Consider the following 12,546-nt stretch of genomic DNA (forward strand, 5'->3'; position numbering starts at 1 on the left):
GGTTTGATCAAATCCGGTATTGATCCGGCTTTTCGGGTTTCCAATGCCGCGGTGCTGCCCTGAACGGCCGCCCGGCTTTTCCATCTGAGGGATCTGGCGGGTATTGCAATGAAGGTCACCGTCGAGCGCGCGCAACTCCTGAAATCGCTGGGTCACGTTCACCGCGTGGTCGAGCGCCGCAACACCATCCCGATCCTCGGCAACGTGTTGATCCGCGCCGAGGGCGCCAAATTGTCGCTGAAGGCGACCGACCTCGATCTCGAGGTGACGGAGACCTTGGCCGCCGAGACCGGAACCGCCGGCTCGACCACCGTGCCTGCGCACATGTTCTACGACATCGTCCGCAAGCTGCCCGACGGCTCGCAGATCGTGCTGGAGGCCGACGGCGACCGCTCGGTGCTCGCCGTGCGTGCCGGCCGCTCGCGCTTCACGCTGCAGACCCTGCCCGAGAGCGATTTCCCCGGCCTCGCCGCCGGCGATATGACGCATTCGTTCTCGCTGCCGGCGTCCGACATCAAGCGCCTGATCGACCGCACCCAGTTTGCGATCTCGACCGAAGAGACCCGCTACTACCTCAACGGCATCTATCTGCACGCGGCCGGCAGCGCCAAGGCGGCGACCCTGCGCGGCGTCGCGACCGACGGCCACCGCCTGGCCCAGATCGACCTGGCGCTGCCCAAGGGCGCGACCGGCATGCCCGGCGTGATCGTCCCGCGCAAGACGGTTGGCGAGGTGCAGCGGCTGATCGAGGGCGACGATGCCGAGATTTCGATCGAACTGTCGGATGGCAAGATCCGCTTCACGCTCGGCAACGTGGTGCTGACCTCGAAACTGATCGACGGCACCTTCCCCGACTATGGCCGCGTCATTCCGCAGAACAACGACAAGGAACTGGTCGTCGACAAGAAGGATTTCGAGGCCGCCGTCGACCGCGTCTCGACCATTTCCAGCGAACGCGGCCGCGCCGTGAAGCTGGCGTTGTCCGCGGGCAAGCTGGTGCTCTCGGTCACCAACCCGGATTCCGGCAGCGCCACCGAAGAGCTCGAGGTCGAGTACGCCTCCGACGCGCTCGATATCGGCTTCAACTCGCGCTATCTGCTCGACATCGCCGCCCAGATCGAGGGCGAAGTCGCAGTGCTGAAGCTCGCCGATCCCGGCTCGCCAACGCTCGTGCAGGACAAGGACAGCAAGGGCGCGCTCTACGTGCTGATGCCGATGCGGGTGTGATGATTCCCTCCACATGCGCAACTGCACCCTCTCCCACGCAACCGGGGTTTTCCCCGATTGCGCATCGTAAATTTGCGCAAGTCGGGCAAGCCCGACTTGCGTCGGGAGAGGGTGGCGCCAAAGGCGCCGGGTGAGGGGTTGGTGCCGCGCACGCCGCACCATCGCCCAACCGATGAACGGCTCCGCACCTTCGCCAGGAAGATGCGCCAGGAGCCGACCGACGCTGAAGCGAAGATGTGGCGCCTGCTCCGTGATCGGCGCCTGTCGCACTTGAAATTCCGCAGACAGGTTCCATTTCGAAAATTACATTCTCGACTTCGCGTGCTTCGAGAAGCGCCTCGTCATCGAGATCGACGGCGGTCAGCACACTTCGTCGCCACGTGACGCACCCAGAACTGACGCGCTTGCAGCGGAAGGCTTTCAGGTCTTGCGCTACTGGAACAATGACGTATTGCGGACGCCCGAGGCAGTGCTGGAAGACATTATCGCCAAGCTTGCCGAGCTGTGAGATACCCCTCACCCGTCGCCTCACTTCGTGAGGCGCCACCCTCTCCCACAGGGGGAGAGGGCAAGGAAGATAGATGACCCCGTCCCGCATTCATCGCCTGTCGCTGACGCATTTCCGCAATTACCGGACGGCGACGCTGCAGGTCGCGGGCGACATGGTGGTGCTGGTCGGGCCGAACGGCGCCGGCAAGACCAATTGCATGGAGGCGGTCTCGTTCCTGTCGCCGGGCCGCGGGCTGCGCCGCGCGACCCTGGAGGACATCGCCGACAATCAGGGCGACGGCTCCTGGGCGGTCTCGGCCGAAGTCGAGGGCGCGCTCGGCCTCGCCACGCTCGGTACCGGCATCGATCCGCCGACGGGCGAGGCGAGCAACACCAGGCGCTGCCGCATCGATCGTGAACCGGTGGGCTCCGCGACCGCGTTCGGCGATCATCTGCGCATGGTGTGGCTGACGCCCGCGATGGACGGCCTGTTCATGGGCGCGGCGTCGGAACGGCGGCGCTTCTTCGACCGCCTCGTGCTGGCCATCGATTCCGAGCATTCCAGCCGCGTCTCCGCACTGGAGCGTTCGCTGCGCTCGCGCAACCGGCTGCTCGAGGTACGCAACTATGACGACCATTGGTGTGATGCGATCGAGCGCGAGACCGCGGAGCTTGCGGTCGCGGTCGCCGCATCGCGCGGCCAGACCGCCGCCAAGCTCGCGGTGATGTTGCGCGAGCGCGGCGCGGCCTCCGCCTTTCCCTCCGCCGAGATCATGCTCGATGGCTGGATGGAGAATGCGCTGCTGCAGGAGCCCGCGACCGCCGTGGAAGACCGCTATCGCGAGGTCCTGCGCGCCAGCCGTCCGCGCGACGCCGCCGCCGGACGCACGCTGGACGGCCCGCATCTGACCGATCTGCAGGTGGTCTACGCGCCGAAGAACATGCCGGCGCGCGACGCCTCGACCGGCGAACAGAAGGCGCTGCTGATCGGGCTGGTGCTGGCGCACGCCACGATGGTTGCCGAGATGACCGGCATCGTGCCGCTGCTGCTGCTCGACGAGGTCGTCGCCCATCTCGATCCCAACAGACGCAAGGCGCTGTTCGAGGAGCTCGGCAAGCTCGGTGCGCAGGTCTGGATGACCGGCGCCGACCCCGCGGCTTTCGTCGAGATCGGTCCGCGAGGGGAGATTTTCGACGTCGAATCCGGCCGCGCCACGCGGCGCGGCTGAGGCCGCGGAGCAAGCTCCGAAAGGGCCCCGAGTCTGCCTTCGAATCGGGCTTTTCAGCGCCTCCGGAATCGGCCTCTGCAGACCTTGAAAAAGGCCTAAAAAATCCTATCTATTCAATAGTTTGCAGAGAGAGACTTTGCGCTAGGCGCAACACCTCTTTCATGGCACAAATAGCGGAATCAGCGCCTCATAATGTGCAGCTGATTCGGGACATCCTCGAAGGCCTCACATGACTGAACCTGCCCGGCAGACCCCTGCCGAATCTGAGCATCCCGTTCCGGCCGAATATGGTGCGGAATCGATCCGGGTGCTGAAGGGCCTCGACGCCGTCCGCAAGCGGCCCGGCATGTATATCGGCGACACCGATGACGGGTCCGGCCTGCACCACATGGTCTATGAGGTCGTCGACAACGCGATCGACGAGGCCTTGGCGGGCCATGCGAGCCGCGTCCTTGTCACCCTCAACGCCGACAATTCCGTCACCGTGTATGACGACGGCCGCGGCATTCCGGTCGGCATCCACAAGGAAGAAGGCGTCTCGGCGGCCGAGGTCATCATGACCCAGCTCCACGCCGGCGGAAAGTTCGACCAGAACTCCTACAAGGTTTCCGGCGGCCTGCACGGCGTCGGCGTCTCCGTCGTCAACGCGCTGTCCAGCAAGCTGGGCTTGCGCATCTGGCGCGACGACAAGGAGCACTACATCGAGTTCGCGCACGGCGATGCCGTGGCGCCGCTCAAGGTGGTCGGCGACGCCCCGGGCAAGCGCGGTACCGAGGTCACTTTCCTCGCCTCGACCGAGACCTTCAAGAACGTCGAATATGATTTCGCCACGCTCGAGCACCGGCTGCGCGAGCTCGCATTCCTCAATTCCGGCGTCCACATCGTGCTCTCAGACATGCGCCACGCGGTCGAGAAGCGCGAGGAGATGCACTATTCCGGCGGCGTCGAGGAGTTCGTCAAATATCTCGACCGCAACAAGAAGGCGATCGTGCCGGCGCCGATCATGGTGCGCTCGGAAGCCAACGGCATCGGCGTCGAAGCCGCGCTGTGGTGGAACGACAGCTACCACGAGAACGTGCTGTGCTTCACCAACAACATCCCGCAGCGCGACGGCGGCACCCATCTGGCCGGCTTCCGCGGCGCGCTGACGCGCCAGGTCAACGGTTATGCCGAGGCCAATGCGAAGAAGGAAAGGATCGCGCTGACCGGCGACGATTGCCGTGAAGGCCTCACCGCGGTGCTGTCGGTGAAGGTGCCCGATCCGAAATTCTCGTCGCAGACCAAGGACAAGCTGGTGTCCTCGGAGGTTCGACCGGTGGTCGAGAACGTCCTGAACGAGGCGCTTGCCGCCTGGTTCGAGGAGAATCCGAAGGAAGCCAAGGAAATCGTCGGCAAGGTGATCCAGGCCGCCGCAGCCCGCGAGGCTGCGCGCAAGGCCCGCGAGCTGACGCGCAAGAATCCGCTCAGCGTCTCCTCGCTGCCCGGCAAGCTCGCCGACTGCCAGGAGAAGGATCCGGCCAAATCCGAGCTGTTCATCGTCGAGGGCGACTCGGCAGGCGGCAGCGCCAAGCAGGGCCGCAACCGCGAATTCCAGGCGGTGCTGCCGCTGCGCGGCAAGATCCTCAATGTCGAGCGCGTGCGCCCCGACAAGATGCTGTCGTCCGAGCAGATCGGCACGCTGATCACCGCGCTCGGCACCGGCATCAGCGACGATTTCTCGGTCGACAAGCTGCGCTACCACAAGATCATCGTGATGACCGACGCCGACGTCGACGGCGCCCATATCCGCACGCTGCTGCTGACCTTCTTCTATCGTCAGATGCGCTCGATCATCGATGGCGGCTTCCTCTATATCGCCCAGCCGCCGCTCTATAAGGTCTCGCGCGGCAAGTCCGAGCAGTACCTGAAGGACGAGCGCGCGCTGGAGGATTATCTGATCTCGACCGGGCTCGACGAATGCGTGTTCAAGCCGGCCTCCGGCGACGACCGCTCGGGCCGCGACTTGCTGGCGCTGGTCGAAGACGCAAGGATCATCCGCTCCGTGCTGCGCAACCTGCACAGCCGCTACAATCGCGCGGTCATCGAGCAGGCCGCGATCGCGGGCGTGCTGAACCCCAGGATCACCAGCGACATCGCGACCGCCAGTTCGGCCGCCGAGTATATCGCCAAACGGCTGGACGCCGTCGCCGACGAGGTCGAGCGCGGATGGATCGGCACGTTCACGGAAGGCCAGGGTTTCCAGTTCGAGCGCACCGTGCGCGGTGTCAAGGAAGCGGCCGTGATCGACGACGCCTTTCTCGGCTCGGCCGATGCACGCAAGCTCGATGAATACGCCACCGAGCTGCAAGAGATCTACGTGCGCGCGGGCAAGCTCCGGCGCAAGGACGCCGAGCAGATCATCCATGGTCCGGTCGACCTGTTCGAGGCCGTGACCGACGCCGCCCGCAAGGGCATCTCGCTGCAGCGCTACAAAGGTCTCGGCGAGATGAACCCGGAGCAGCTCTGGGAGACAACGCTGGACAAGGACGCGCGCTCGCTGCTCCAGGTGAAGGTCAAGGAGGTCGACGAGGCCGACGATATCTTCACCAAGCTGATGGGCGACGTGGTCGAACCGCGCCGCGACTTCATCCAGGAAAATTCGCTCAGCGCCACCATCGACATCTAGGACGCTGCTCGCGATCAGACGGGCATGCGCTTTCCGACGCGATGGCGCGGCGAGAATGACGTATCCGTGACAACGCGACCGGTACTGTTGCGTGGCTACCTTTCGGGTGGAAGCCGCGCCGGGAGTTGTGTTACGGTGCCGGACAGCCATTGATTCCGTTATGGAATTTTGAATGGCCGAGTTTGAATCCAAGTCTGAATCAAGTCTGCATGATGCGTTAGGGGACATTCCGCGTGCCGCCGATCCAATACATCGTCGAAGGCGGCCGCCGCCTTTCGGGCACCATCGAGCCGTCGGGCAACAAGAACTCCGCGCTGCCGATCATCGCCGCTGCCCTGCTCACCGAACACCCGGTCACGCTGACCAACGTGCCGCGCATCCGCGACACCGAAACGCTGGTCGAGCTGTGCCGCTCGGTCGGCGCCAGCGCCGAATGGACCGAACGCAACACGCTGCAAATTCATGCCAAGGAGATCCGCGCCGCCGATCTCGACCCGGTTCTGTGCGCACGCATCCGCGCCTCGATCCTGCTCGCGGGTCCGCTGCTCGCCCGTTGCGGCGAGGTCGCACTGCCGCCGCCCGGCGGCGATGTGATCGGCCGCCGTCGGCTCGACACGCACTTTTTGGCGTTCGAGCAGCTCGGCGCCACCGTCACCGCGACACACCGGCTCGAATTCCGCGCCTCGAAGCTGAAGGGCGCCGATGTGTTCCTCGACGAGCCCAGCGTCACCGCGACCGAGAACGCGCTGGTCGCCGCCGTCGCCGCCCGCGGCACCACCTATCTGCGCAACGCGGCCTCCGAGCCGCATGTGCAGGATCTCGCCAACTTCCTGGTTGCGCTCGGCGCCAGGATCGAAGGCGTCGGCACCAACACCATCATCGTGCACGGGCCGGCCACGCTCGGCAGCACGACCTTCGCGATCCAGCCCGACCATATCGAGGTCGGATCGCTGATCGGGCTTGCCGCGGTGACCCGCTCGCCGCTGCGCATCGCGCGCGCCGGTGTCGAGCATCTGCGCTCGATCCGGATGGGTTTTGAGCGGCTCGGCATCGTCTGCGGCGTCGAGGGCGACGACCTCGTCGTGCCGTCGAACCAGACCATGAAGATCCACGACGATTTCGGCGGCCACGTGCCGAAGCTCGAGGACCAACCCTGGCCGGCTTTCCCGGCCGACCTGATGTCGATCGCGATCGTCACCGCGACGCAGTGCGACGGCGTCATCCTGATGCACGAGAAGATGTTCGAGTCGCGGATGTTCTTCGTCGACAATCTGATCGCGATGGGCGGCCGGATCGTGCTGTGCGATCCGCATCGCGCGATCGTGGCCGGTCCGAGCCGGCTGCGCGGCGCGCCGATGAATTCGCCCGACATACGCGCCGGTATGGCGATGCTGCTGGCGGCGGTGTGCGCCAACGGCACCTCCACCATCAACAACGCCGACCAGATCGAGCGCGGCTATGAGCGGATCGATGAGCGTCTCAACGCGCTCGGCGCCAAGATCAAGCGGATTCCGGCCCGATCGTAGTGCCCTGCGGCAGCTTGGCCATCCTTCCGGCCGGTTTGCCGTGCTAGACGTGCCGTCATGACCTGCATCGACAAGATCGACCCGGCCGCAGCGCGCGCGGCCGTCGTCCCCTCCGGGGCGGCGTTTGCCGTACCTCGCAAGCTGCTCACGGCCGAGCTCGCGGAAACGCTGAAGCTCGCGGTGCCGCTTGCGCTGACGCAGCTCGGGCAGATCGCGATGATGACGACCGATCTCGCCTTCATCGGACGGCTCGGCAGCGAGAACGTCGCCGCCGCCGCGCTGGCGCATACCGTGTATTTCGTCAGCTTCACCATCGGCATGGGCATGATGTCGGCGGTCTCGCCATTGGCCGCACAGGCGTTCGGCGCCCGCAACCCGCGCGTGATGCGGCGCGCACTGCGCGTCGGCCTGTGGGCCGGCTTCTTCATGGTGCTGCCGCTGATGGCGCTGCCGTTCCATGGTGAGCGCATCCTGCTCGCGCTGGGCCAGACCCAGGCCACCGCACATCAGGCGCAGCAATATCTGTTCGGGCTCGCCTGGGGCATCCTGCCGGCGCTGTGGTTCATCGCGATCCGCGGCTTCATGAGCGCGGTGAACCGGCCGGAGCCGGTGCTGTGGATCACACTTGCGGCGATCCCGGCCAACGCGCTGATGGTCTACCTGCTGCTCTACGGCAAATGGGGCATGCCCGAACTCGGCATGTTCGGCGCCGGACTTGCGACCACGATCGTCAATCTCGGCACCTTCCTCGCCGGCGTGTGGTTCGCGGCGCGGCGCCGCCCGTTCCGCAAGTACCATGTCTTCAGCCGCGTCTGGCGTATCGACTGGCCGCTGATGGGCAAGCTTGTCGCGGTCGGCGCGCCGATCTCGATCGCCTTTCTGCTCGAATACGGCCTGTTCGGCGCGGCCGGCCTCTTGATGGGGCTGATCAGCACCACGGCGCTGGCCGCGCACCAGATCGCGCTGCAGATCGCGGCGATCCTGTTCATGGTGCCGTTCGGCGTCAGCATGGCTGCGACCGTGAGGGTCGGCCAGGCCGTCGGCCGCCGCGACACCGACGCGGTGCAGCGCGCCGGCTTCGTCGCCGTCGGGCTCAGCGGCGTCTTCATGAGCATCATGACGCTCGCGGTGATCCTGGCCCGCTTCGAGATCGCCGCGCTGTTCCTCGGTGAGGCCTCTGACGCCACCGCGCAGCTCACCGCAGCGCTGCTCTTGATCGGCGCGACCTTCTTCATCGCCGACGGGGTCCAGACCACCTGCGCCGGCGCGCTGCGCGGCATGAACGACACCCAAGTGCCGCTGCTGTTCGCCGTCATCAGCTATTGGCTGATCGGCTTCGCCTCGGCCTCCGCGCTTGCGTTCTGGGCCAGGCTCAACGCCCCCGGCGTCTGGATCGGGCTGTCGCTCGGGACCGCGGTTTATGCCACCCTCCTGATCTTGCGTTTCCGCCTTCTGGCACGCAGACTGGTTGGATGAGGGTCGATGAGGTCACGCCGAACGTGGATTCCGCTGCGCTGCTCGCCGGCGCGCAGTTTGCCGATGCGTTCAGGATTGCGACCACGCGCCCCGACCTCGATGCGCGGCACGCGACGGAGGCGATGGTGGCAGGGCAGCCGCGCTGGTTCGAATGGCTGGTTGCCTTGCGCAATCTCCTGGTCGCGCCATTCGGCCTGAAGACCTCGGGCGCGACTGAAGGCGTGGCGTGCGACATGATCGGGATCTTTCCGGTGGTCAGCGAAACCCCGGAGCGGCTGGTCGCGGGCTTCAACGACAAGCATCTCGACTTCCGGCTTGTCGTCGACGTCGCGCCCGCAGGGCCCGCGCGCAGCATCACCGCGACCACGCTGGTGCTCACCCACAACTGGCTCGGGCGCACCTATCTCGCAGTGATCATGCCGTTCCACCGCCTGATCGTGCCCGTGATGCTGCGCAAGGCTGGCGGCTAGCGCATGACCCTGTCGGTCGACCTGTTCTTCTCGTTCCGCAGCCCCTACAGTTATCTGGCGCTGCCGAAGACGCTGCAGATGGTCGCCGACTACGATGTGGCGGTTACTCTGCGGCCGGTTTATCCGCTCGCGGTGCGCGTGCCCGGCTTCTTCAAGAAGACCGATCCGCGTTTCGCTCGCTATGTCGTGCTCGACTCCAGCCGCGTCGCCAAGCACGAGAACATCCCGTTCCGCTTTCCGCGCCCGGACCCGATCGTGCAGGACATGACGACGCTCGACGTCGCCACGCATCAGCCCTACATCCACCGCCTGACCCGGCTCGGCGCCGCCGCCCAGCTCGAGCGACGATCGCTCGCCTTCACCTCCGCCATCAGCCGCGTGCTGTGGGACGGCTCGGTCAAGGGCTGGAACGAGGGCGATCATCTGGCACAAGCGGCTGATGCCGCCGGCTTCGATCTCGCTGCGATGGATGCGGCGATCGCCGCCGATCCCGATCGCTTTGAGCAGGTCATCAAGGGCAACGAGGACGCGCACGCCGCCTCCGGCCATTGGGGCGTGCCGACCTTCGTCTTCGAGGACGAGCCGTTCTTCGGTCAGGACCGCATCGATCTCCTGATCTGGCGCATGCAGAGCAAGGGCCTGACGCGCCGGACGGCGTAGCGCGGGATCACGCCGCGCTCTTCTCCGGTGTCTCAGTGACGACCTTCTCCGAGGCATCCTCGTTCGTGCACCAATTGCCGTGACAGCGCTTGAGGTCGTTCAGGTTCTGCCGCATCTGGTCGAGCGAAAATCCAAGCGCGAAGAACCGCTCCATGGCATCGACCGGAAGGCCGCGGGTCAGGCCCTCGCTGCGCACCGCGGCAACCTCCTCGCTGTAGGCATGCAGCGCGGCATCGACCGGCGCCATGTCGGCCGGGCCGCTGCCGGCGCGCAAGGCAGTCGCGACCGCCACCATGTAAGTCACGATGGCGTTGCTGACGTCGGCCAATGGCCGCGCCAGCCTGGCCTGGATATCGGCCGGCAGCGGCACGACCGAAGCACGCCCGATCATCACCACGTCATGCCGCAGCCGCTGGATCGTTCGCAGCAGCGGACCGGTGTCCGGCCCTGACGACAGATGCATGGTGCGTTCGCGCTCGGCCTCGAGCCCGGTCGCGTGCAGATTGGTCACCGCGGTGCCGATGCCATCCTGGATCCGGTGCAGCGCGTCGTTGTCGAGGCCGCGCGTCAGACCGGCGAGCAACTCGGCGAACGCCGCCGCGAGCAGTTCCAGCAGCTTCGACGCATTGACCCTGATCTGACTGACCGCGCGCGACGGCAGCACCAGGAACGAAATCACAAGGCCGGTGAGCGCGCCGACCGTGACCTCGAGCACGCGATCGATCGCGGAGTCGAGCGGGTTGGAGTGATGCATCGTCGGCAGCAGCAGCACGATCACCGCCGTCACCGTCGCCGAGTTCAGGCTCGGATTAAGCGCGGCGATGAATGCCAGCGGCACGATCGCCAAGACCAGCAGCGCCAGCAGGCTGCCCTCGCCGGAATGCGGGATCAGCACCGCGATCGCACCGCCATAGATGGCACCGCCGATGGTGCCGAGCATGTAGTCGCGGGTCGCCTTCAGCGAGCGGCCGACGCTCATTTGCGTGACGATCAGCGAGGTCAACACCGCCCAGAGCGGCAGCATGAGGTTGAGCGCCAGCGCGATGGTATAGGCCGCCACGCCGGCAGACGCGATCCGGACCGCCAGCGCCAGCTGCGTCTTGCGGGTCCAAAGCTTGTCGAACATGCGTTTTGCGAAGGTCCTCATGCACCCTGATCCGCAATCAATGGAAAGGCCCGTGTTACATGACTTGAAGCTAACCGACCTGAAGCATGGCTGCTGCCCGCGGCGGCAAGGTGGCTTGAAAGGCCAAACCCGCCCGCCTACCCTGCGCCGCAAGATTGAGGAAACACGATGGCCCACGAAACCGCAACGCTCGCCGCCTATGTCGCCGACCTGAAATTCGAGGACATTCCGCCGGAGGTGCTGGAGCGCGCCAAGGTTTTGACGCTGGATTTCCTGGGCAGCACCATCCGGGCCCGCCGCGATGCGGAATCGACGCCCGCGCTGATGAAGATGCTGGAGGCGCTGGCGCTGGACGGCAAGGGCGAGGCTACGGTGTTCGGCGACACCAAGACCTGGACCCCGGCGGTGGCGGCGCTGCTCAACGGTGCGCTCGGCCATTCGCTCGACTTCGACGATACCCATGCCGATTCCTCGCTGCATCCGAGTGCGCCGGTGGTGCCCGCCGCGTTCGCGGTCGGCGAGATGGTCGGCGCCTCCGGCCGCGACGTGCTGACCGCGATCGTCGCCGGCTATGAAGTGTGCTGCCGGCTCGGCAACGCGCTCGATCCGACCTCGCATTATGCCCGCGGCTTCCACCCGACCGCGACGGCCGGCACCTATGGCGCGGCAGCCGCGGCGGCCAAGCTGTTCAGCCTCTCGAAGGAGCAGATCATCTCCGCGTTCGGCGTCTCCGGCAGCCAGGCCGCGGGCTCGCTGCAATTCCTGGTCAACGGCGCCTGGAACAAGCGCTACCAGGTCGGCGCCGCCGCGATGAACGGCGTGATCGCAGCGACCCTCGCACGCAACGACTTCATCGGTTCGAGCGAGTCGGTCGAAGGCAAGCATGGCCTTTTGGTCGGCTATACCGATGATGCGCATCCGGACAAGGCGGTGGCGGACTTGGGCCACACCTATGAGACGCTGAAGATCGGCGTGAAGCCCTATCCGAGCTGCCGCTACACCCACGCCGCGATCGACGCGCTGATCGCGATGCGGCGCGAGCACAATCTGACGCCGGACCAGATCAGGAAGGTCGAGATCGGCCTGCACCGCAACGGCATCACATTGACCGGCGACGCCGCCACCAAGCGCCACCCGACCTCGGTGGTCGGCGGCCAGTTCTCGATGTTCTTCACCGGCGCGATCGCACTCGATCAGGGCCATTTCGGCTGGGACGATTACGACCGGCTGGGCGACAAGGCGATCGACGCGCTCGCCGACAAGTTCGACGTGGTGCAGGACGACCGCCTCGAGGTCGGCCGCACCCACCCGTTCGGCGCCCGCGTCTCGATCACCACTGACGACGGCGTGCATGAGCGCCTCTATGCCGATCCATCCGGCGAGCCGACCTCGTTCCCCGATGCGCAGGCGATGCAGCAGAAGTTTCTGACGCTGGCCCGCCCGGTGCTCGACAAGCGCGCCGATCAGCTCGCGGATGCGATCCTGACGCTGGAACGGTTCGACCGCGTTGAGCAGGCAACGCAGTTGGGACGGCAGTAAGCGAGGCCCCCTCATCTGAAGCAGAGTCGACGCGGCATATGCCGCTGTTGTCCCTGCGAAAGCAGGGACCCATACTCCGCAGCAGATGTTGTGAACGGGACTCGTCGTTCCAGCGTCTCGCAATGAGCGGCATTTGTGG

Annotated in this window: 9 protein-coding genes and 1 pseudogene; 9 read left to right on the top strand and 1 reads right to left on the bottom strand. The window is 66.0% G+C overall.

What is annotated here, in order from left to right; all coding sequences use genetic code 11:
- Positions 1-108: 108 nt before the first annotated feature.
- The 8 genes and pseudogenes from dnaN to H8A95_RS11120 all read left to right on the top strand — a co-directional run bounded on the left by dnaN (position 109) and on the right by H8A95_RS11120 (position 9,742).
- A complete protein-coding gene (gene dnaN, locus H8A95_RS11085; protein WP_229183205.1) occupies positions 109-1,227 on the top strand; it encodes a DNA polymerase III subunit beta in 1,119 nt (372 codons plus the stop codon).
- Positions 1,228-1,368: 141 nt separating this feature from the next.
- Positions 1,369-1,735, top strand: a pseudogene (locus H8A95_RS11090) (endonuclease domain-containing protein).
- A gap of 73 nt (positions 1,736-1,808) precedes the next feature.
- Entirely contained in the window at positions 1,809-2,945 is a 1,137-nt protein-coding gene (gene recF, locus H8A95_RS11095; protein WP_229183206.1) for a DNA replication/repair protein RecF, read from the top strand.
- Positions 2,946-3,174: 229 nt separating this feature from the next.
- Positions 3,175-5,610, top strand: coding sequence for a DNA topoisomerase (ATP-hydrolyzing) subunit B (gene gyrB, locus H8A95_RS11100; RefSeq protein WP_229183207.1), 2,436 nt, complete (start codon positions 3,175-3,177; stop codon positions 5,608-5,610).
- Between the two features lie 233 nt (positions 5,611-5,843).
- On the top strand, positions 5,844-7,136 hold the full coding sequence (gene murA / locus H8A95_RS11105; RefSeq protein WP_229183208.1) for a UDP-N-acetylglucosamine 1-carboxyvinyltransferase: 1,293 nt from the start codon (positions 5,844-5,846) through the stop codon (positions 7,134-7,136).
- A gap of 57 nt (positions 7,137-7,193) precedes the next feature.
- Positions 7,194-8,612, top strand: a complete 1,419-nt coding sequence (locus H8A95_RS11110; protein WP_229183209.1) for an MATE family efflux transporter — start codon at positions 7,194-7,196, stop codon at positions 8,610-8,612.
- Positions 8,609-9,082 carry a DUF2867 domain-containing protein gene (locus H8A95_RS11115; RefSeq protein ID WP_229183210.1) on the top strand — a complete coding sequence of 158 codons (474 nt, stop codon included), beginning with the start codon at positions 8,609-8,611 and terminating at the stop codon, positions 9,080-9,082. Before H8A95_RS11110 ends, H8A95_RS11115 begins: the two co-directional genes overlap by 4 nt.
- Positions 9,083-9,085: 3 nt before the next feature.
- Positions 9,086-9,742 (top strand): 2-hydroxychromene-2-carboxylate isomerase, encoded by a 657-nt coding sequence (locus H8A95_RS11120; RefSeq protein WP_229183211.1) that lies wholly within the window; start codon positions 9,086-9,088, stop codon positions 9,740-9,742.
- 7 nt (positions 9,743-9,749) lie between these two features.
- On the opposite strand, the gene H8A95_RS11125 is transcribed toward H8A95_RS11120, so the two are convergent.
- Positions 9,750-10,889 carry an FUSC family protein gene (locus H8A95_RS11125; RefSeq protein ID WP_229183212.1) on the bottom strand — a complete coding sequence of 380 codons (1,140 nt, stop codon included), beginning with the start codon at positions 10,887-10,889 and terminating at the stop codon, positions 9,750-9,752.
- A 147-nt stretch (positions 10,890-11,036) separates the two neighbouring features.
- Here H8A95_RS11125 and H8A95_RS11130 point away from each other — a divergent pair, with 147 nt between their 5' ends.
- Positions 11,037-12,407, top strand: coding sequence for an MmgE/PrpD family protein (locus H8A95_RS11130; RefSeq protein ID WP_229183213.1), 1,371 nt, complete (start codon positions 11,037-11,039; stop codon positions 12,405-12,407).
- The last annotated feature ends 139 nt before the right edge of the window (positions 12,408-12,546 follow it).

The organism is Bradyrhizobium oropedii, from assembly GCF_020889685.1.
In the GTDB taxonomy this organism is placed as follows: Bacteria; Pseudomonadota; Alphaproteobacteria; order Rhizobiales; family Xanthobacteraceae; genus Bradyrhizobium; species Bradyrhizobium oropedii.

Bases quoted from the DNA above. Each gene is read 5' to 3' on its own strand.
- gyrB (WP_229183207.1), top strand. From the start codon at position 3,175: ATGACTGAACCTGCCCGGCAGACCCCTGCCGAATCTGAGCATCCCGTT.
- H8A95_RS11125 (WP_229183212.1), bottom strand. From the start codon at position 10,889: ATGAGGACCTTCGCAAAACGCATGTTCGACAAGCTTTGGACCCGCAAG.
- recF (WP_229183206.1), top strand. From the start codon at position 1,809: ATGACCCCGTCCCGCATTCATCGCCTGTCGCTGACGCATTTCCGCAAT.
- H8A95_RS11115 (WP_229183210.1), top strand. From the start codon at position 8,609: ATGAGGGTCGATGAGGTCACGCCGAACGTGGATTCCGCTGCGCTGCTC.
- H8A95_RS11110 (WP_229183209.1), top strand. From the start codon at position 7,194: ATGACCTGCATCGACAAGATCGACCCGGCCGCAGCGCGCGCGGCCGTC.
- H8A95_RS11120 (WP_229183211.1), top strand. From the start codon at position 9,086: ATGACCCTGTCGGTCGACCTGTTCTTCTCGTTCCGCAGCCCCTACAGT.
- H8A95_RS11130 (WP_229183213.1), top strand. From the start codon at position 11,037: ATGGCCCACGAAACCGCAACGCTCGCCGCCTATGTCGCCGACCTGAAA.
- dnaN (WP_229183205.1), top strand. From the start codon at position 109: ATGAAGGTCACCGTCGAGCGCGCGCAACTCCTGAAATCGCTGGGTCAC.